The organism is Cyanobacteria bacterium GSL.Bin1, from assembly GCA_009909085.1.
Taxonomy (GTDB): domain Bacteria; phylum Cyanobacteriota; class Cyanobacteriia; order Cyanobacteriales; family Rubidibacteraceae; genus Halothece.
In genome coordinates, this window is sequence record JAAANX010000151.1 from 39223 (window position 1) to 63346 (window position 24124).

Here is a 24124-nt window from a genome sequence, read left to right on the forward strand (position 1 = left end):
CATGACCAAAAAACCGGAGGGATTTCAACTCTCCCCCCAACAGCAGCGATTATGGCAACGACAGCAACAAGACTCAGCTTTTCCCTATCGCGTGATAGGGGAAGCACTTTTGGAGGGGGAGCTGGAACCCCAACGACTGGAAGTTGCCCTGACACAGGTCATTTCCCAACAGGAAATTCTGCGAACGTTTTTTGCCAATCTCCCGGAAATGGAAACGCCACTACAGGCAATCGCCGAAGACAATCAGTATCAGTTTCGCTATGATGACCTCTCGCAATGGGAAGAAACGGTTCAGCAAGAGAAACGAGAGGCTTGGTTTGAGCAAGGGAAACAGCAACCCTTAGATCTGGAAACCGGTCAGGTGCTGGACGTTACCCTTCTGAAGCTAGCGCCCGAGCGCCATGTTTTGCTAGTGACTTTACCTGCGCTTTGCGGCGATGTGGTCACCCTCAAAAATTTCCTAGCGGAACTCAATCAAGCCTATGCCGGAATCGAACGAACCGAAGAACCCCTGCAATATGCCGACATTGCCGCTTGGCAGAATGACCTCTTTGAAAGTGAAGAGGGTGAAATCGGTCGCGGGTATTGGCGTCAGCAACCCTTAGCGTCTGGTTTAACCCTGAAACTTCCTTTCCAGTTGAAACTGAATACTGACAGCGCTTTTCAACCCAATATGGTCACTCACTCTCTTGGTGGTAGCGACCAGTTAGAAAGCATTGCCCAAGATTATCAAGTATCTGTGGAAACCTTACTCTTTGCCTGTTGGCAGGTATTGCTCTGGCGCTTAACCGGAGAAACGGAATTAATTGTGGGACGCCATTGTAACGGTCGCAATTATGAAGAACTGACCTCGGCATTGGGACCGTTTGCAAAGGTTCTTCCCATTCGCACGCAGTTGGATCCATCTTTGCCCCTGCGGGATCTCTGTCAGCAGATTGCCAGCACGGTTCAGGAAGTGGAAACTTGGCAGGAATCCTTTAATTGGCATGATATCATCGGCAATTCAGCACAGCTTCCGTTCTTGCCCCTTAGCTTCGAGTCCTTCTCCTCCTCAAAAACTGAGACGGCAACAGAATTAACCTTCTGCCTACAGCGACAGTACTGTTGTCTGGATCGCTTTTACCTCAAGCTCAGTTGTCATTATCGCGGTGAACAACGTGTAACAGAATGGCACTACGACCCGCAATGTTTTAACCCTGCTGATATTGAGCGCTTAGCAAGCCAATTTCAAACGCTGGCGGAGGCTGTTAGCCAACAGCCGGAACGACCGATTGGCGAGTTGCCCATTCTCTCTCAGCGCGATCGCGAGCAGATTTTAGTTAAATTTAACAATACAGCAAAAGAGTATCCCCCACCCCAATGTATTCACCATCATTTTGAAGTCCAAGCCCAGGAGCATCCCAACCGGATGGCCGCGGTTTCTGAAGCTGATAAACTAACTTATGCTGAGCTCAATACCCGTGCCAATCAACTGGCGCATTATTTACAAACGTGCGGCGTCGCCCCAGATGTTCCGGTTGCCCTCTACGTAGAACGTTCTCTAGAGTTGCTGATTGGATTGTTAGGGATTTTCAAAGCTGGTGGGGCTTATGTTCCCATCGATTCGGGGTTGCCCCAGGAAGGATTGCGGTTTCGACTGCGCGATGCCAGTGCTCCTGTTATCTTAACTCAAGAATCCCTTGTCCGGGATCTGCCTGCGTTGGAAGCACAAGTGCTTTGCCTGGATCAGGATTGGGAAACCATTGCCGCGACACCGACACACCCCCCAAGTTCCTCGGTGACGCCCAAGAATTTGGCTTATCTTCTCTATACCTCGGGCTCAAGCGGTCAGCCGAAAGGTGTTGCTGTTGAACATCAGCAACTGGATAATTACCTAAACGCGATCGCGGAACGGCTTGACCTGCAATCGGAACGGCATTTTGCTTTGGTTTCCACCTTTGCGGCGGATTTGAGCAATACCGCGATTTTCCCTGCCCTTTGCAGCGGCGGATGCTTGCATATTCTTCCCCGGGAGCAAGCCTCTAATCCCGCTGCCTTGGCAACCTATGGGGCTGAGCATCCCATTGATTGCCTCAAAATTGTGCCGTCCCATTTGAAAGCCCTGTTAGCTTCTCCTGATTTCCATCACTTTCTACCCCGGAAACGCCTGATTTTAGGCGGGGAAGCCGTTGATCCCCAACTGGTGGCACAAGTGCAGGAACAGGTTCCCGAGTGCCAAATTTTCAACCATTATGGCCCCACCGAAACCACTGTCGGTGTCGTGGCGGGTCATCTGGTTGGTCAGGAAACAACCAATATGTCGCCCTTGGGGCATCCCCTCGGCAATACGCAAGTTTATTTGCTTGATGCTGACCTCCATCCCGTACCCATTGGTGTTCCCGGTGAACTGTATGTAGGCGGAGCGCAAGTGACCCGCGGTTATTGGCACCGACCGGAACTAACAGCAGAATGCTTTATTCCCGACCCATTCAGCACGACTGCTGGTTCTCGACTCTACCGAACCGGGGATTGGGGATACTACTTATCTGATGGCACGATTCAATTTATAGGACGGCGCGATCGCCAAATCAAATTGCGCGGGTTTCGATTGGAATTGGGAGAAATTGAGGCTGTTCTTCAACAAGAACCAACGGTGCAAACTGTTGCGGTAAAGGTTTGGGAGAGCCAGGAGGGACAATCACAGGTGATTGCTTATGTGGTTTTACAGGGGAATGAATCAGTCGATGAAGATGCTTTGCGCCATTTCCTACATCAGCGACTTCCGGATTATATGATTCCCACTTCCTTTGTTCCCCTCAAGGCGCTCCCCCTTACAGCCAACGGCAAAATCGATTACCAAGGGTTACCTGATCCTGCTGAGACAGCAACTCGTCTGCAAAAAGACAATACGCCGCCGCGAAATTCAGTTGAACAGCATCTGGTTGACATTTGGCGTCAAGTGCTGGGATTAGACCAGGTGGGCATTCATGACAATTTCTTTGCTCTGGGTGGGGATTCCATTCTGAGTATTCGCGCGATCGCGAAAGCCAGTCAAGTGGGATTGAAACTGACCCCGCGTCAATTGTTCCAGTATCAAACCATTGCTCAGTTGGCAACTGTGGTTGAGGTCACGACCGATTCTCAGGCTCAGCAGGGTCTTGTCACTGGGTCGTTGCCTCTGACTCCTGTTCAGCAGTGGTTCTTTGAGCAACATTTATCGGAACCTCACCATTGGAATCAGGCCGTGCTGCTAGAAGCACAGCAACCGCTCAATTTTAGTTTCATCCAGAGCGCGATCGCGCATTTGCTGGAACATCACGATGGGTTGCGGTTACGATTTGAACCCACAGCAGAAGGGTGGAAACAATTTAATGCTGGCGTAGCGGACACATTGCCCTGTTTGCAAATCGACCTATCAGCGTTCTCCTCAGACCAACAAAATAGCGCGATCGCGACGACGGCCACTGAACTTCACCGGAGTCTCAACCTTTCGGAAGGTCCCCTATTGCGGGTTGCCCAATTTAATTTGGGACCAGAAAAGCGCGATCGGCTACTGATCACCATTCATCACCTTGCCGTCGATGGCGTATCTTGGCGGATTTTACTAGAAGACTTACAAACCGTTTACCAACAGCTGAGCGATGGAAAAACCGTCGAACTTCCCCCGAAAACAACTGCCTTTAAGGATTGGTCGGAACAATTAAAAGCTCATGCCCAATCCGTAACCTGTCAACAAGAATTGGATTATTGGCTGACAACCTTGGGCAATCCCATTTCCAGCTTACCGATTGATCATGACAAGGGTGCCAATACATTTGCCTCAGCGGATACTGTTTCCGCAACCCTTTCCGTCGAAGAAACCCAAACCTTGCTACAGGAAATTCCAACAAGCTATCGCACGCAAATTGATGAGATTTTATTAACCGCCTTCGTTCAAAGTTTACTTCGTTGGACAGGCTCATCGGTACTACTCCTAGATTTAGAAGGACACGGGCGAGAAACCTTCTCTGAGGCGTTAGATATTTCTCGAACCGTCGGTTGGTTTACGACCATTTTTCCCGTCCAACTGGCAATAGACCCCCAATCTTCGGTCATGGAAGCCCTAAAAACAATTAAGGAGCAACTGCGCCAAATCCCGCAACAAGGTATGGGATATGGGTTACTGCACTATCTCAACGATAATTCTGTCATTCGCCAGCAACTGCAAGCACTGCCCCAGGCAGAGATGCGATTGAATTACTTGGGTCAGTTTGACCCCGCTTTGAGTGATTCTTCTCTATTCACACTCGCCCCAGAAGCCAGCGGACAAGCCCGTAGTCCCATTGCCCAACGCCCTTACTTACTCGATATTACCGGTTGGGTGGCACAACAACAGTTGCAACTGGATTGGACTTATAGCAGAGCCGTTCATGACAGGCGAACAATTGAACAATTGGCAGATCAGTTTTTAAAAGTCCTGCGATCGCTGATTGCTGAGAGCAAATCCGGACAAGGCGGTGCTGACACCCCCTCTGATTTTCCGAAAGCCAACCTTAATCAAGCTGATTTGGATAAATTGCTCACTCGTATGACAAATGGAGGAAATGCTTAATGGATACAGCCAATATTGAAGATATTTATGAACTCTCACCAACCCAGCAAGGCATCTTGTTTCATAGCCTCTATGCTCCGCAAACTGGTGTTTATGTCGGACAACTCACTTGCTGTCTCCAAGGAGAATTAGACCTAGTTGCCTTAGAAAAAGCCTGGCAGTTTGTCGTTGATCAGCATCCAATTTTACGGACAGCGTTTCAATGGGAAGGACTCGATAAGCCCTTACAGATTGTGTATCGACAAGTTCAGGTGTCGATTGAATACCAAGATTGGCGATCACTGAATAACCAAAAACTAGAGACTTACTTAGCACAAGAGCGTCAACGAGATTTTGATCTGGCAACAGCCCCCTTAATGCGTTTGACTCTGATTCAGTTATCGGAACAACAGTATCAATTTGTTTGGAACAAGCACCATCTTCTTTTGGATGGCTGGTCTAAAACTTTAGTGTTAAAGCAAGTCCTAGAAGCCTATGAAGCCTTTGCTCTGAATCAAATGCTTCCCCATATCACAGCTCCTCCTTATAGCGATTATATTGGGTGGTTGCAACAACAAGATCTCTCATTAGCCGAGGCATTTTGGCGACAAACCCTTGCCGGATTGACGGCTCCCACCCCTTTAGAGATTGACCGTAACCTAACCTCGCCCACCCATCATACGCAACAGGAACACAGTCTGACACTATCTCCATCAACAACCACAGCTTTACAATCGCTAGCTCGCCATCATCAATTGACCCTTAACACAATCATTCAAGGAGCTTGGGCAATCTTGCTCAGTCGTTACAGTGGTGAAAACGAGGTCGTGTTTGGGGCAACGGGTTCCGGGCGTCCCGCTTCTCTTCCGAGGTCTGAATCCATGGTCGGACTTTTTATCAATACCTTACCGGCTCGGGTACAAGTCCCAGAAGCCGACTCTCTGATCCCTTGGCTACAGCAACTGCAAGAACAACAAGCCCAAGCCCGACAGTATGACTACACACCGCTTGTACAAATCCAAGAATGGAGCGATGTTCCCTCTGATCTTCCGCTATTTGAAAGCATTTTAGTCTTTGAAAATTATCCGGTTGATTCTAGCCTCCAACAACTCAATCACTCTTTGGCAGTAAAAGACGTACAAACATCTGAAAAGACAAACTATCCCCTAACGGCTCTCGTCATTCCTGATTCTGAACTAACCATTACCATTGCTTATGATAGCCAGCGCTTTCCTCAAGACGCGATCGCGCGTTTGTGTGGTCATCTGGAAACTTTATTAGAAGGGATGGTTGCCAATCCTCAACAACAACTTGCGGAATTGCCCCTTTTAACTGCAGAAGAACGGCATCAGATGTTAGTCACTTGGAATGACACGCAAGCCGACTCCCGAGATCAGTGCCTTCACGAATTAGTAGAAGCACAAGTCAAGCGTACTCCCGACGCGATCGCGGTCGCCTTTGAAAACGAACAACTCAGGTATCGAGAACTTAATCAGCGGGCGAATCAGCTTGCCCATTATCTACAAAGCCTCGGAGTGAAACCAGACACGCTAGTGGGTCTTTATATGGAGCGATCGCTGGAAATGGTAATTGGATTATTGGGAATCCTTAAAGCCGGTGGCGCTTACCTTCCCCTAGACCCTAATTATCCCCAAAAGCGTATTTCCTTTATGCTGAGAGATGCTGAAATGCCTATTATCTTGACTCAACAGTACTTAAAATGTCAGCTTCCAGAACATGACGCCAAACTCATCGCTCTCGATCAAGACTGGAACATCATTTCTCAGCAATCATCAAACCATCTCGATCAAAAACTTAATCTCGATAACCTAGCCTACATCATTTACACCTCTGGTTCTACGGGTCAACCGAAAGGCGTTCAAATTGCCCATCGTGCCTTGATGAATTTCCTAAGCGCGATGGAGCAAAAACTGAACTTCACCACTGAAGATACATTTATTGCCTTAACTCCCCTCTCATTTGATATTGCTGGGTTAGAAGTATTTTTACCGCTAACCCTTGGAGGAAAGACAGTCATAATTGCGCGGGAAGTAGCAAGGGATGGTCAGCAACTCTCGCTTCAGTTAGATCGAGCAGAACCCTCAATTATGCAAGCGACTCCTGCGAGTTGGCAACTATTACTCCAAGCAGGTTGGCAAGGAAGCCAGTCACTGAAACTCCTGTGTGGTGGGGAAGCCTTGTCCCCCAATTTAGCCCAAACGCTTCTGGCTAGAGGGAATCAGTTGTGGAATCTTTACGGTCCCACAGAAACCACAATTTGGTCAACAGCCCAACCGATTCAACTGGAAGATAATTCGATTTCAATTGGATCTGGGATTCTCAATACAGAAGTTTACGTGCTAGACCGTCAGTTTCAACCAACGCCAATTGGTGTTCCGGGTGAGCTTTATCTGGGTGGAACAGGTTTGAGTCGCGGTTATCTTAAGCGCTCAGAACTGACAGCGGAAAGATTTGTTCCTCACCCCTACACTCAACAGCCAGGAAAGCGACTGTATCGCACCGGAGACTTAGTACGTTATTGCAGTGACGGTAGTTTGGAATATCTAGGACGAATTGATAACCAGGTCAAAATTCGTGGTTTTCGCATTGAGTTAGAAGAAATTGAGGCAATTCTCAGCCAACATTCTGCGTTAGAGCAAGCTGTTGTTTTAGCCCCCCTAGATCGCCAAGGGAATCCACAGTTAGTCGGCTATCTGATTGCTAATGATGAGCACAGGTTAAGCCATGATGACGTTTCTTGCTATCTTCAATCACGACTGCCTGCCTATATGATTCCCAGTCAGTTTGTCTTTTTACAGAGCTTTCCCCTCACTCCCAACGGCAAAATTGATCGCAAGGCTTTACCGGAACCCAATATCAGCGCTGAAACTGAGGAAACCAGAGTGATGCCTCGTACTGCCACCGAAAAAATTCTTGCTGAAATCTGGTGTGATGTTTTAACTTGTGATAAGGTAGGTGTTAATAAAAATTTCTTTCAACTAGGTGGGCATTCTTTAAAAGCCACACAAGTCGTTTCTAAAGTGCGCGATCAGTTTCAAATTGAGTTACCGATTCAGGCAATATTTGAAGCAGTTACCATTGCTGAACTCTCTCAAAAAATTGATCAGCACCAAGAAAAGGTCAATCAATCTCATTCACCCGAGATTCAACCCATTTCTCGACAAGCCAGACAAAGGAAATTATCGTCTCTGAAAAATAACTAACCCATAGTCGCAATGGAAGCCTTTTGCTGAAGGTGTCATTTCATCAATATTATTTATTAGTGGCTCGTAATGTTGCAAAATTCTCTTAATAATCAACCTGATCTTGATAACTTGACTGATTCCAGTCGCGAAACTGTTTTTGTGTTTCCCACTTCGTTTGCTCAAGAACGATTGTGGTTTCTTGAACAATTAGAAGCCGGAAGTGCTGTTTATAATATTCCAGCTGCGGTTCGCTTAAGCGGTCAGCTTGACGTGACAGCCCTGGAAAAAAGTTTTAATGAAATTTTGAAACGCCACGAAGCCCTACGGACGAGTTTTGCGAGCCATCCTCATGGCGATCCCAGTCAAGGTATTACTGAGGGAGAACCTGTACAGCTCATTGCGACCAACGCGACTTTAAAAATTCCCATTATTGATTTGCAGGGACAACCCAAGGCGGAGCGAGAGGAAGAAGCAATACGGAGAGCCAAAGAACAAGGGCAACAAAAATTTGATTTAACACAAATTCCCTTACTCCGCGTGACTTTATTCCAACTGGATCAACAAGACTATCTGTTGGTTTTGATTATGCACCATATCATTTCTGATGCTTGGTCCATGGGGAACTTAATTCAGGAAATGTCTGTCCTTTACCCAGCATTTTCTCAGGGAAAAGCCTCACCGCTGCCACAGTTACCAATTCAATATGCTGATTTTGCCGTTTGGCAACGACAACAGTTACAACCGGGAGAAGTGCTGGCGGAGCAACTTAACTACTGGCAACAACAACTGGGCGGCGAACTGCCGGTTTTGGAATTACCCACCGACTATACGCGACCCCCAGTTCAGACTTTTCGAGGGGCTAAACAATCTTTAACGTTACCTCACTTACTCAGTGAGAAACTAAAAAGACTGTCGCAACAACAGGGAACCACCCTATACATGACGCTGCTGACAGCGTTTAAAGTTTTACTTCACCGCTACTCCGGACAAACCGATCTGTTAGTGGGCTCTCCCATTGCCAATCGCAATCGTAGCGAAATTGAAAATTTAATTGGCTTTTTTGTCAATACTTTCGTCTTACGAACCAATCTTTCTGGAAATCCCAATTTTCTGCAATTGCTGGATCAAGTCAAACAAGTCACCCTTGAGGCTTATGCCAATCAAGACCTACCGTTTGAAAAACTAGTGGAAGCCCTACAACCGGAACGAAGTTTAAGTCATGCCCCCTTGTTCCAAGCAATGTTTGTTTTTCAGAATGCCTCAACTGAAGAATTTGCCTTACCAGGATTAAGGTTGCACTCTCTAGAACTCGATAATGAAACAGCTAAGTTCGATCTCACCTTATCGGTGGAAGAAAGGGAAGGAAGACTGAAAGCAACCCTCGATTACAGTACAGATCTGTTTCAGGAAACAACGATCAATCGCATGCTATGTCATTTCCAAACTTTACTGGACGGTGTGGTTGCTCATCCCACTCAACTCATTGCCGATTTACCCTTGTTAACGTCAGCGGAGCGACATCAGTTGCTAGTGGCGTGGAATCATACTGAGGTTAATTATCCACAAAATCAATGTATTCATCAGTTATTTGAAGAACAAGTGGAACAAACGCCCAGCGCGATCGCGCTAGTGTTGGAAGGGCAACACCTGACCTACCGAGAACTGAATGCTAGAGCTAACCAACTCGCGCATTACTTACAGCAGTTGGGAGTGGGACCGGAAGGGCTCATCGGTATTTGTCTAGAACGTTCTGTCGAGCTTATTGTTGCAATGTTGGGCATTTTAAAAACCGGTGCAGCTTATTTACCACTCGATCCAAGTTATCCCCAACAACATCTAGATTTGATTTTGGACGATGCCAATGTCTCTATTTTGTTAACGCAACAGACGTTATTGCAAACCGTCTCTCAGAATACAACAACAAAAATGATTGATTGGGACAAGGACTGGCAAACCATTGCTCAAAATTCAGTTCATAATCCCATTAACACTCATCAAGACACCCATTTAGCTTATATCATTTATACCTCAGGCTCCACAGGGCGACCAAAAGGTGTCATGGTTACGCACAAAGCACTCTGCAACCATATGCACTGGATGCGAGACCAATTTGGTTTTCAAGAGAAAGACTGCATTTTGCAGAAAACTCCTTTTAATTTTGATGCCTCTGTTTGGGAATTTTATGCCCCTCTCATGACTGGAGCACGACTCGTTTTAGCACAGCCTAAAAAACACCAAGATAGTACTTACCTCATTCATCTTATTCAGCAGGAAGAGGTTAATATTATTCAATTTGTGCCTTCCCAGTTACGAGTGCTCAGCGAAAACTCCGAACTTCCAAATTGTCACTCGCTTAAATTGGTGTTTTCTGGTGGCGAACCTTTAACAACTGAATTGAAAGCAAAAATCTTAAATTCTTTGAATGTCAGTTTTTATAATCTTTATGGTCCCACTGAAACAACAATTGATACCACTGCTTATCACTGTCAAGGGCAAAGTAATGACGATCAAGGACTGGAACCCATTGGTCGTCCCATTTCTAATGTCACACTCTACTTATTAGATACGAACTTAAAACCAGTTCCTACCGGGATTACGGGTGAATTATATATTGGTGGTGCAGGATTAGCGCGCGGCTATCGTAATCGACCTGAATTAACTGCGGAACGCTTTATTCCTAATCCCTTTTCAGAAATAGCAGGGTCACGTTTGTATAAAACCGGTGACTTAGCCCGTTATTTACCCAACGGCCATCTGAAATTTATTAGTCGTAGTGATAATCAGGTAAAAATTCGTGGTTTTCGCATTGAAATTGGGGAAATACAAACTCAACTCAATCAACATCCTGAAGTTCAGGAAACGGCAGTCATTGTTAAAGAAAATAATTCTAGTCAAAAACAATTAATTGCTTATGTTGTCCCTCACAACGCCAAAACATTTTTCCCAAGAAAGCTACGAACTTTCTTGAAAGAAAAGCTGCCTGATTACATGGTACCTGCTTTATTTATTGCCTTAGAACAATTACCCCTCACATCTAATGGCAAGCTTGATCGGAATGCTCTTCCAGAACCTCAAGTTACAAGAAACTCTGTTGAAAGTCACTATACGGCTCCTCAAACCCACATCGAAAAACAATTAGCAACAATTTGGTCTCAGTTTCTCAATATTAATGTTGACCACATTGGTATTCACGATAACTTCTTTGAATTAGGCGGAGATTCAATTCTCAGTATTCAGATTGTTGCTAAAGCCCGTAAGGAAGGATTGCAACTGACACCGAAGCAACTGTTCCAACATCAAACCGTTGCTCAGTTGGCAACCGTAGTTGAAGTGACAAAAAGTCCTCAGGCGAAACAAGGAATAGTCACTGGTTCTGTTCCTCTCACTCCAATTCAACACTGGTTTTTTGAGCAAAACTTACCGAATTCTCATCATTGGAATCAAGCGGTTTTATTGGAAACAAAGGAATCTCTAGAGCCTGTGCGATTAGATCAAGTAGTACAACAGTTGATGCAACACCATGATGCCTTGCGCCTGCGCTTTTTCCGAAAAGCGGGAGCTTGGGAACAGTATAATGCTGACTTTGATGGTGTGATACCGTTAACGCACCTCGATTTATCCGTGCTACCAAAAGCAGAACAAAAAGCAGCGATCGAGCAAGCAGCGACTTGTTTGCAAGAGAGTCTGAACCTTACTCAAGGACCTTTGCTTCGGATTGCCCAATTTAATTTAGGCGCGAATCAATCAAACCGTTTATTGATTGTTATTCACCATCTTGCAGTCGATGGGGTTTCTTGGCGTATCTTACTTGACGATTTCCAGACGTTGTACCAGCAACTTCAAAATCATGAGACTCTCCAACTCCCTGAAAAAACAACGTCATTCCAACAATGGTCTCAATCCTTGCAAACATACGCCCACTCAGAAAAAATGCAAAAAGAGCTGGACTACTGGGTGAAAACTCTATCCGGTGTTAAGACCAGTTCATTGCCTATTGATTATGCAAGCTGGGACAATACGGAAGAATCAGCACAAACAATCTCAGTTGCCTTAAGTCAGCAAGACACCGAAAGTCTTTTACGGGAAGTTCCTAGCAAGTATCGAACTCAAATTAACGAAATTTTACTAACTGCATTTGTGCAAACGTTTGCACAAGTCATGGATATGCCCAGTTTACTCGTCAATTTGGAAGGGCATGGACGAGAAGAAATAATGGAAAGCATTGATCAGGAGTTGCAGCAGGGGCGCAAATTGGATTCTGACCAATGCTACGACTTGTCACGTACTGTGGGATGGTTTACCAGTATTTTTCCTGCCTATTTAGACGTAGCAGGTGTATCCAATTTAGGAGAAGCCATCACAACTGTCAAAGAACAACTCCGTCAAATTCCTAATCATGGCATTGGGTATGGCTTGCTTCGCTATCTTGGCGCTAAAGAAGTGATTGAACAATTGCAAGTATTTCCTCAGCCTGAAGTTAGCTTCAATTATCTTGGTCAGTTCGATCAAACCCTAACCGAATCATCTTTATTGCAACCGGCATATGAATGGAAAGGATGGGATCGAAGTTTGCAAGGTCAGCGTTCCCATTTAATTGATGTGAATGGATTAATTGTAGGAAAGCAACTGCAACTGAATTGGACTTTTAGTCGAGCCATACATAAACAAACGACGATTGAAAATTTAGCACAAGGGTTTATCGAAACGCTGCGATCGCTGATTCAGCATTGCCAATCTCTAGATTCACTTATCTATACTCCTTCCGACTTTCCATTAGCTAAACTCAGCCAAAATGTCCTAGACCAATTGTCAGCTGGGGAGAAGGAAATTGAAGATATTTATAATCTTTCTCATGGACAAAAAGGAGTTCTTTTTCATGCTCTCTACCAGCAAAATTTAGGCATTTATGTTTCTCAATTAAGTTGCACCTTGAGCGGAAATCTGAATCTGTCAGCCTTTAAACAGGCTTGGCAAACAGTGATAAATAGACATTCCATTTTACGCACTGCTTTTATTTGGGATGGTTTAGAAGAACCGTTGCAAATCATCTACTCCTCTGTCCAGATCCCAATTGAAGAAAAAGATTGGCGAAAACTTTCAAAATCTGAGCAGAATTCCAAGCTAGAACATTTCTTGCAAATGGACAAAAAGCAAGGATTTAATTTAGGTGAAGCGCCTATAATGCGTCTAACCTTAATTCAAACCAATGAAGACAGTTATCAATTTATTTGGAGTTCCCACCATATTCTGCTAGATGGTTGGTCTTGCTCTGCTCTCTTTAAGGAAATAATTGACGGGTATCAAGCATTTTGCAACAAAACAGACTTAATTCAAGAGGCACCTTTTTCCTATCGAAATTACATTGCTTGGTTACAGCAGAAAGATTTAATGCAAGCCAAATATTTCTGGCGAGATTTACTTCAAGGCTTGATCAGACCAACGTCTCTAAATAAACTGAAAACCAATCAAGTCTCCTTTCACCAAAGTCATAATACTGCTGAACAATCAATACAGCTTTCACCTACAACTACAGAAACACTTCAGTCAATCATTAAAAGTCACAAAATCACGCTTCACTCTTTGTTTCAAGGAATTTGGGCATTACTCCTTGCTTATTATAGTGGCGAAAAAGATGTTGTTTTTGGCACAACTGTATCCGGTCGTTCACAAGAGCTACAAGGAATAGAAACAGGAATTGGCTTATTTATTAATACAATTCCGGTACGAATTCAACTACAGTCTGAGGAATCTTTTATTGATCTAACAAGCAATATTCAAAAGCAACAAATTGAAGCGCGCCAATATGAATATACACCGCTCACAGAAATCAAAATGCAGAGTAAAATCTCCAACCATTTACCTTTATTTGAAAGCATTTTAGTGTTTGAAAATTATCCAGTTGAAACCAATGCTGCAGATTTAGATACTGAAATAGCTGTACAAAATGTTAATTTTTCAATCAAGAATAGTTATCCAATAACTTTAAGAGTTGTTCCCAGTGATACTATCTTAATTAATTTCATGTATGACCATTTTCAAATTCAAGCCGAAACAATACAACATCTCTTAAATCTAGTTGATTTAATCGTAAAAGAAATTTCATTCGATCCTAATCTAAGTATCAATAAATTATTAGGGACTATCCAAAACAGTGAACAAGACTGGAAAAGCTCAAAAGAAGAAAAAATAAATGCTTCGACTTTCAAAAAAATGAAATCAATTAAACGAAAAAGTTTCACTTGCTAAACCAGTAATAAGTAATTATTTAAGGAATAAGAGAGTTATACAATGATTGAAGGTTATCCATTATCTCCCCAACAAGAGCGCTTATTTTCATTCAAAAAAAATCATGGACATTATATTGATTGGATTTGGTCTCAAGTCGAAATCAAGGGGAAAATAGATTTTGAAACTTTTGAAGCTGTAATTAAAAAAATTGTTAACGAAAATGAAATTTTTCGCACTAATTTCTACCATCCTCCAGAAATTGAGTTTCCACTTCAAGTTATTGCAGACTATGATGACCCCTATATTCAGTTTAGTGACTTAACTCATTTAAATGCACAGGAGCAAACGACTAAACTCAATGATTATCTAGAATTTAAAAAATCAGAATTAATTGATTTAGAGCATAACTCTCTTTTAGAGTTTCATTTATTCCAGACTTCTTTTCAAGAATATATATTATTAATTCTTTTACCTACTCTTTGCAGCGATCGCGCAACTTTACAAGCATTAATTAATGAAATTGCTAACTTTTATCAAAATTATAATAAGCTTATAGAACAACAACCCTTACAGTACGCAGATCTAGCAGAATGGCAAAATTCTTTATTGGAGGATGAAGAAACTAAAAGTGGCAGAGAATATTGGTGTAATCAAGATTTTTCTTCCTTATTTAATGAACGAATATATGAAGGAAAAGATATCAGTTTAACTGAGTTTATACCTCAATCCGTTGATTTAGAATTAAATCAATCTGACTTAAATAAAATTAACTGGATTACTGAAAATAAAAATATTTCTCTAAAAGCATTACTTTTATCCTGTTGGCAAGTTTTACTTTGGCGAATGAGTCGGTCTTCAGAATCTGAATCAGTAATCGGTGTTAAGTTTGATGGTAGAAAATACGATGAAATTCAATCTGTTTTTGGATTATTTTCTAAATTTTTACCAATTAAAAATTGTTTACAAGAGAATCTCCCTTTTAATACTCTTTTAGAGGAGACTAATATTGCTCTCCATGAGGCTTATCAGTGGCAAGAATATTTCGTTTGGAAAGATATAACACTTTCCCATTCGAGCAGTTCTGATCATCACCAGGAAACTACTCCTTTCTTTTTTTATTGTTTTGATTACTCAGAGTTATTTGAAGATATTAAAGCGACCAATCTTAACTTTAAGATTAGCGAGCAATATATTTGTCTTGAGCCTTTTAAGCTGAAACTTACCTGCCTAAACCTGAAGAGTAGTGAAACTTTAAAGATAAAGCTTCATTATAATTCAAAATTATTCAAATCAGATGATGCAAACACTCTAATAAAGCAGTTTCATACTCTTTTGAAAAGCGTCCTTCAAAATCCACAACTAGCGATTGGTGAACAAGAAATAATCACTGCAGATCAGCATCATCAGCTTTTAGTCAATTTCAATCAAACTCAAACCAATCTCCCACTAAATCAATGTATTCATCATTTGTTTGAACAACAAGTCAAGCGTTTTCCTGATAAAACAGCGATTGTTTTTAACAATGAACAGATCACCTTTTCTCAACTGAATACCCAAGCCAATAAACTTGCTTACCATCTCCAGCAATTGGGGATTTCACCAGAAGTCCCCGTTGGTCTCTATATGAACTCGTCTCTAGAGATGATCATTGGTTTACTGGGGATAATGAAAGCAGGGGGAACATACGTACCACTCGATCCTTCTCTACCTACTGAAAATCTCAACGTTCGCATCCAAGATACTGGAATTTTTGTTGTTGTTACCGAACAATCCTCACTTCCAAACTTAGCAGGGCTTAACGTTAAAGTCGTTTGTCTGGATCAAGAATTTTCACAAGTCGATTCACCATACCAAAATCCAAATAGTCAGGTAACTTCTAAAAATTTAGCTTATTTACTTTATACATCAGGTTCAACTGGTAAACCCAAAGGAGTTGCTGTTGAACATCGACAACTACTGAATTACTTATACGGCATTAGTAAAAAGTTAAACTTACAAAATTCTCTTAATTTTGTCACAGTTTCAACGTTTGCAGCCGATTTAAGCAATACAGTTATTTTTTCAGCATTATGTATGGGGGGATGTCTTCATATTATTTCTGGTCAAAAAACATATGATCCTGACTTTTTAAACAATTATTTTGAAAACAACAATATTGATTGTCTTAAAATTGTTCCATCTCACTTAATTGCTCTTTTAAGAGCTAGTTCATTTTCATCATTTTTACCAAATAAATATTTGATTTTAGGAGGAGAAACCTTAAGCACTAATTTATTTAAAACACTTCAAACTAAAGTTCCTAATAATTGTCAAATTATTAATCATTATGGACCAACCGAAACCACGGTTGGGGTTTTAACTAATATACTTCCAAAAAACATGAATAATATCTCTGAAACAGTACCTTTAGGTTTTCCTATAGCTAATTCACGTGTATATATTCTTAATAATTATCTGAAACCTGTACCGCCTGAAGTTTCTGGAGAAATCTATATTGGTGGTAATAATCTCACAAGAGGTTACTTAAATTATCCTGACATTACAGCGGAAAAATTTATTCCCGATCCCTTTAGTCAAGAAAGAGGAGCACGCCTTTACAAAACTGGTGACCAAGCCCGCCATACCAAAAATGGTTATATTGAATACCTTGGTCGAATAGACAATCAAGTCAAAATACGGGGTTACCGAATTGAGTTAGGTGAAATAGAAGCAACTCTAACAAGCTACCCTAACTTACAGCAAGCAGTGGTTGATGTCTATCAGGATATTTCAGACAAAAACGAAAATAAATTAATTGCTTATCTTGTTGGAGATAAAAATATTGATGTTAACGATTTGCGTCAGTTTTTACAAAATAAGTTACCTGGATTTATGATGCCATCTAATTTTGTTTTTATGGAAAAAATTCCTTTAAAAGCGAATGGTAAGATTGACCGTGGTTTATTACCAGAACCTGATTCAATGCGCCCCCAAGTCGCGGAATTTATTGCACCTCGAACAGAAGCAGAAGAAGTAATCGTAAATATTTGGCAGGAAGTTTTAGGGATTAATAAAATTGGTGTTTATGATAATTTCTTTGAATTAGGAGGTCATTCTTTGTTGGCTATTCAAGTGATTTCCAGATTACGTCAAGATTTTCAATTAGATTTATCAATCAACCAATTATTTGATAATCCTACTATAGACAGTTTAATTACTGTGATTACGGAATCTTGGGGAGAACGAGAAATTGTTGAAGAAATTGCAAAAACGATTCAAACAGTTAATAATTATTTCCAAGAAACTTAAAAGTCTTTTTAGTTAATCAATACAATAAGAAAATGGATCATCAAAAGCAAAATCAATCCACTTCTAATCGAGAAAAACTAATTCAAGATCTTCTCAATAAGAAAGGAATCAAAACGAACCAGAGAAACATCCCAAAAAGAAAGCAAGAAGAGACTTGTCATCTTTCCTTTTCTCAAAAGCGAATTTGGTTCATCCATAAATTGGCACCACAAAACGCTTTATATAATCTCTTTGTGGCTTATAAAATAAAAGGAAAACTAGATGTAGCTGCCTTAAATAATAGTTTCAATGCAATTATTAAACGGCACGAAATATTAAGAACGTCATTTCAAGAAACAGAAGACGGAACCCCCATTCAAGTCGTTCTTCCCAATCGTTACTTAACTATCCCCATTATTGATCTAACTCATATTGATGCTAAAAAACAGGAAAAAGAAATACAAGATTTAGTAACTAAAGAATCACTAAGACCGTTTGATTTAACAAAAGATAATTTACTTAGACTGACTTTGATTCAACTGACAGAAACAGAACATATATTGTTTGTGGCAATGCATCACATTGTTTCTGATGGATGGTCAATGGGAATCTTTATGCAAGAAATTGCAACACTCTATCAGAGTTTCTCTTCTAATACACAATCAGAACTTTCTGATTTATCGATTCAATATGCTGATTTTGCGATCTGGCAACAACGAAAATTTGAACAAGGCGAATTAGAAAAGCAACTTTCTTATTGGAAACAACAATTTCAAGATATTCCACCTGTATTGGAGTTGCCAAACGATCATCCACGACCACCGATTCAAACTGCTAGAGGGGCAACAGAATCCTTTAGGTTATCGCAATCGCTAACTCAAGCCCTTGAAACTTTAAGCCAACAGGAACATGTAACACTTTTCATGACCCTACTGGCTGCCTTTAAAGCATTATTATACCGTTACACCAGTCAAACTGATATTGTTGTCGGATCTCCAATTGCTAATCGTAGCGAACCCGAATTAGAGAACCTAATTGGATTCTTTGTTAATACTCTTGCTTTCCGTACCCAATTATCAGAGAATATGAGTTTCCGAGAGCTATTAGCTTCTGTACGCGACAGTACCATAGGTGCTTATGATAATCAGGATTTACCATTTGAAAAGTTAGTTGAAGAACTGAAACCAGAACGAAATTTAAGTCGGCATCCCTTATTTCAAGTGATGTTCGTTTTCCAAAACTTTCCTAATCAACAATTCTCTGTTCCGGGTTTAACTGTCAGCACGTTTGAAACCAATCGGCAAGTCGCAAAATTTGACTTAACTTTATCGATTTCCAAGACAGAAAGAGGACTAGCCGGCTCGTTCCAATATAATATTGACTTGTTTAATCATTCTACTATTCAACAACTAGTAAAACATTTTCAAGTTTTAATAGAAGATATTGCTTTTAATCCGGATCAACAACTTTCAAATCTATCTCTATTAACTCAACGTGAACGTCATCAGTTATTAGTAGAATGGAATAATACTGACATTAAATTTCCCCAATATAAATGCATTCATCAGTTATTTGAAGAACAAGTTGAGCAAACGCCAGACGCGATCGCGCTAGTTCATCACAATCAACAACTGACCTATCAGGAATTGAATGTCAAAGCTAACCAACTAGCTCATGATTTGCAAGGGTTAGGGGTTCAACCAGAAACCCTAGTCGGCATTTGCATGGAGCAATGCTTAGAAAGAATCATTGGCTTATTAGCTATTCTCAAAGCAGGCGGTGCTTACGTTCCCCTCGATCCAACCTACCCAAAAGAACGGATACATCGGATCTGTCATGAAGCTAACGTTGTACTGCTATTAACACAATCCCATCTCTCCCAAGAGCAATCAGAGGTTGTTTCCAGCAATCTCATGCTCTTAGATCAACAAGAGCAAACCTTAACTCAACAGCCTCGCGATAATCCCATCAATTCCCCTTCCTTAGAACAATTAGCTTATGTCATTTATACCTCGGGCTCCACCGGTCAACCTAAGGGCGTTTCCATTTGCCAGCGAGGACTTCTTAACTTAGTGTTTTGGCATCAATCGAGCTTTGGTGTAACGGCTGCCACGCGGGCAACTCAACTGGCAAGCATCGCGTTTGATGCCTCCGCTTGGGAAATTTGGCCTTATTTAACCGCTGGTGCTAGCCTCTACTTAGTGGATCGGGAACTTCTCAATGCCCCAGTTCAACTGCAAAACTGGTTGCTGTCGAGAGGAATCGAAATCGCCTTTGTTCCTACGCCACTGGCAGAAAGTTTCTTTTCCCTAAGCTGGTCGCAGCAGGTTGCTCTACGAACCTTACTCACAGGGGGAGATCGCTTAAATCAGTTTCCGCCTTCTTCACTTCCCTTTCAACTGGTTAATAATTATGGTCCCACTGAAAATACCGTTGTGACAACTTCGGGAACCATCACACCACATGCAGATCAGGAGCATTTACCTAGCATGGGGTCTCCCATTGACAATACCAACCTTTATGTTTTGGACAGGAACTTGCAATCGGTTCCCATTGGGGTTCCCGGAGAGCTTTATATTAGTAGTGTCGGTTTGGCACGTGGTTACTGTCATCGTCCAGGGTTAACTGCAGAAACATTTCTTCCCAATCCCTTTAGTGAGACTGCCGGAGTGCGTCTCTATCGAACTGGCGATTTAGTTCGTTATCGAAGTGAGAGCCGGATTGAGTTCCTCGGTCGCATTGACAATCAAATTAAACTTCGCGGCTTTCGCATTGAACGCGGAGAAATTGAAAGCACCCTGAATTTACATCCCAAAATAGTGCAAAGCACTGTAACCCTTTGGGATAAAGCGGGCAATCAACAATTAGTTGCCTATGTGGTTCCCCAACTCGAAGCCTCTCTAACCAGTCAGGAACTACAATCTTTTTTGAAAGAAAAACTACCAAGCTACATGATACCAGTGGCATTTATCCTTCTGGATGAATTCCCCCTGACACCAAATGGGAAAGTCAATCATCGAGCTTTGCCAGATCCAGGAACGACCCAGTTAGAGCCAAGCAACACGTTTGTCGCCCCTCGCAATGCCCTTGAACGTGAGTTATGTGATATTTGGTGCCAAATTCTAGCACTAGAACAAGTTGGCATTCATGATAACTTCTTTGACTTGGGCGGACACTCTTTACTGATTACACAACTACTGGCTCAGGTTAGAAACGTCTTGCAAGTCGATTTACCATTACGAAGTCTATTAGAAGCACCTACTGTGGCAGAACTCACTAACAAAATCGAACTGGCTCAAGACAAAAAGGCTTCTGTTGAAACTTATTTGGATCCTGCGGAATATCTCAGAAATGATGTTGTTCTAGATCCTGATATTTATCCTCAATCCCAAAATATTGAATCTGAGCCTACTAACATCCTCTTAACCGGAGCGACAGGTTTTTTAGGAGCCTTTTTACTTAAGGAATTACTCCAGCAAACTGGCGCTAATATTTATTGCCTCGTTCGCGCCTCCCATGCGGAAGCCGGTCAACAAAAAATTCAGACCAGTCTTCAATCCTACTCAATTGGGGACGAATCCTTAAGTTCCAGAATTATTCCTCTAGTGGGCGATTTATCGAAACCCTTATGCGGTCTTTCTCAACAGCAGTTTGCAGCCATCGCTAGCAAGATTGATGTTATTTATCATAATGGTGCTTGGGTGCATCATGCTTATCCCTATTCAACACTGAAAGCCGCTAACGTTTCGGGAACTCAAGAAATCCTCCGATTAGCCAGTCGCATCAAGACTAAGCCGGTACATTTTATTTCTACGGTTAGTGTCTTTTCTCCCAATAACACTTCTGGTGTCGAGTTGGTTCGCGAACAAGACAATCCCGATCAAGGTTCAGTTCCCGCAAGTGGCTATGGTCAGAGTAAATGGGTAGCAGAGCAATTAATCGCGATCGCGCAGCAAAGAGGAATTCCCACTTGTATCTATAGACCAGGGCGCATTTCTGGTGATAGTGAAATGGGTGTTTTTAATGAAAACGACTTTCTCTATCGACTCATTATCGGTTGTATTCAGCTTGGAATGGCACCTGCCGGAGAAATGAAACTCAACCTCGCCCCTGTTAATTACGTGAGTCGGGCACTTGTTTACTTGTCTCAACAAAACACATCTTACGGAAAAGCCTTTCATTTGATCAATCCCAGTTCCTTTAACACAAGCCAACTCATTGAGTACCTCCATACATTGGGATATTCCATTCAACAGGTTCCCTACGAGCAATGGCGGGCTCAATTGCTTGAAATTGCCGGAGACTCACCAGACCATCCGTTATATCCGCTAGTTCCCTTGTTCCCCAGAAAAGAAACCCAACCCACTGGCAAGGCTCATTTACAGTTTGATTACCGAAATGTAGAGGAGGCTTTAGCAAACACTACCATTACTTGCCCCGCGATCGCGGATTCTGTCTTACCCATTTACGTTTCTCACCTCATTGATCGCGGTTTCATTAAACCACCGCAACCACCTCTCCAAAAAATAACTTAATCTTGAAAACTCAATGACACGACCAGGAATATGACATCTTCTACTCAGCAATCCTCAAACCATCAATCGACCTCAGCAACAGCCACTCAATTCAGCGATCGCCAATACGAACATCTACAAAACCTGATTGCTCGTTATACTCAACAAACAAAAACATCCAAAACGCAAGCACAAGCCCACCGGCACGTTCTAGCGGATAACCGCGCAACAGCCGGGTTAAATGCCATCACCAAAGAGATGCATTATCCCATTGTCGGGAAACACTCCCAAGGATCCAAAATTTGGGATGTGGATGACAACGAATATATTGATTTCACCATGGGATTTGGGGTGAATTTATTGGGTCATCAGCCCCCTTTCATTATTCAAGCCCTCCAACAACAATTGGAAAAAGGAATACAACTTGGTCCTCAAGCAGAATCTGTCGGTGAAGTTGCCGACTTGATTGCAGAATTGACGGGGATGGAACGAGTTGCCTTCTCCAATACAGGAACAGAAGCCATAATGACAGCGATTCGCCTAGCCCGAGCTACAACCGGTCGCAAAAAAATTGCCCTTTTTGCTGGTTCTTATCATGGTCATTTTGATGGCACACTCGTTAAACCCCAAACCACCCAAGAAAACTTTCAGGCAGTTCCAAAAACCATTGGCATTCCCGAGGAATTTGTTAAAGATGTTTTGGTTCTTGAGTATGATGATCCCCAATCATTAGACGTAATCAACGCTTATAGCAGTGATTTAGCAGCGGTTTTAGTGGAACCCATTCAGCCTCAACGCCCCCAATTACAACCGAAATCGTTTTTACATCAGCTCAGAGAACTAACCCAGAGCTTAGGTATCACCTTAATTTTCGATGAAATGGTCACCGGTTTCCGTCTTCATCCAGGCGGCGCACAGGCTTGGTTTGATGTGCAAGCAGATTTAGCAACCTATGGAAAAATTGTTGGTGGAGGCATGCCCATTGGCGTAATTGCAGGCAATGCCAATTATCTGGACAGAATTGATGGTGGGATGTGGCACTATGGTGATGCTTCTTTACCGCAAGTAAAAACCGCATTCTTTGCCGGAACTTATTGTAAGCATCCCTTAGCCATTGCAGCCGCCCGAGCAATGCTTCAATATCTGAAAGCGCAAGGATCTTCTCTACAAAATCAGTTGAATGATCGTACTGAGCAATTTGTTCAGGCCTTGAATGACTGTTTTCAAGCCGAAAAATTGCCAGTACAAATGGCTAACTTCGGTTCATTTTTTGGTCCTGTTGCAGCCAAAAATATAACTGCCTCTAATACTAGTAACCTTCCATTAGAGCTATTGCGCTATCACTTACTGTATCGAGGAATTCTTCTCCGTGGTAGTAGTGGTTTTTTATCAACTGCTCATTCAGATGAAGATTTAGACTCGACTATACAAGCGATAAAAGCCAGCGTGGCTGAGTTGCGTCAAGGTCACTTTTTACCCAACTAATGCACTTTAATTTGTCACAATATTCACAATTTTGAGGTAATTTATGAAATTAGCAGAAAAACATCTTAATTACGATAAATTTGCTTGGTTTTACAATCAGTACTGGGGAAAAAAATACTGCGATTCAGCATTTCCTTGTATCGAACAATTGCTCCTTCCTTATCTTTCTGAACAAGCTAAGGTTCTTGATCTGTGTTGTGGAACTGGACAAATCATGCAAAATGTTATTGCGAAAGGATTTCGAGTAACTGGTTTAGATATTTCTAAAGATATGTTAGAGTTTGCAAAACAAAATGCTCCTAGTGGTAATTTTGTTATTGATGATGCACGGTCTTTTAGCTTTTCCTCTACTTTCCAAGCAGTTTACTCAACTCATTCTAGTTTGAATCATATTCTTCACCTGAACGAACTAACCAGTGTTTTTAAAAATGTTTATACTGCCTTAGTTGAAAATGGAATTTTTGTATTTGATATGCCCTCAGAGGAACGATATCAATCTGAAATTTTAACCGGAAAAGTTACTGATGGAGATGTTAAAAAAGATTACGCATATGCTGTTGGAGGTCAGTATGACTCTGAGCAGAAAACGGGCTATATTAACATCACAATTTTTGATTTAATTAGTGATAATAGTTGGCAACGCTCAGATATTAATTGGTTAGTTAGATGTTATTCAGAACAGGAAATAAAATCGACTTTAGAAAAAGTTGGCTTTACCAAAATTGACGTTTACGATGGTGGAAAAGATTTAGGTTAGAAGTTACGCATTGACAATTTAAGCCAATTATGCAGGAGTGCCTTCCGATTGAGGAAGATTCTGAACAATATATTCGCGTATCACAGAGGTAAATAAGTTTTTTTGCAGTTCATACCAA

General features: G+C 41.9%; 7 protein-coding genes. All 7 read left to right on the forward strand.

The annotated features are described in order from the left end of the window. The first annotated feature begins 1 nt into the window (after position 1). Positions 2-4570 carry an amino acid adenylation domain-containing protein gene (locus GVY04_18145; GenBank protein NBD17976.1) on the forward strand — a complete coding sequence of 1523 codons (4569 nt, stop codon included), beginning with the start codon at positions 2-4 and terminating at the stop codon, positions 4568-4570. Then, entirely contained in the window at positions 4570-7773 is a 3204-nt protein-coding gene (locus GVY04_18150) for an amino acid adenylation domain-containing protein (protein ID NBD17977.1), read from the forward strand. The genes GVY04_18145 and GVY04_18150 overlap by 1 nt, the downstream gene beginning before the upstream one ends. Before the next feature lie 69 nt (positions 7774-7842). After that, entirely contained in the window at positions 7843-14001 is a 6159-nt protein-coding gene (locus GVY04_18155) for an amino acid adenylation domain-containing protein (protein ID NBD17978.1), read from the forward strand. Between the two features lie 42 nt (positions 14002-14043). Next, positions 14044-17271, forward strand: a complete 3228-nt coding sequence (locus tag GVY04_18160; protein NBD17979.1) for an amino acid adenylation domain-containing protein — start codon at positions 14044-14046, stop codon at positions 17269-17271. Between the two features lie 32 nt (positions 17272-17303). Next, positions 17304-21785: an amino acid adenylation domain-containing protein gene (locus GVY04_18165; protein ID NBD17980.1), complete on the forward strand. Its 4482-nt coding sequence runs from the start codon at positions 17304-17306 to the stop codon at positions 21783-21785. Between the two features lie 30 nt (positions 21786-21815). Then, positions 21816-23249 carry an aminotransferase class III-fold pyridoxal phosphate-dependent enzyme gene (locus GVY04_18170; protein NBD17981.1) on the forward strand — a complete coding sequence of 478 codons (1434 nt, stop codon included), beginning with the start codon at positions 21816-21818 and terminating at the stop codon, positions 23247-23249. Positions 23250-23292: 43 nt separating this feature from the next. Further along, positions 23293-24006: a methyltransferase domain-containing protein gene (locus tag GVY04_18175; protein NBD17982.1), complete on the forward strand. Its 714-nt coding sequence runs from the start codon at positions 23293-23295 to the stop codon at positions 24004-24006. The last annotated feature ends 118 nt before the right edge of the window (positions 24007-24124 follow it).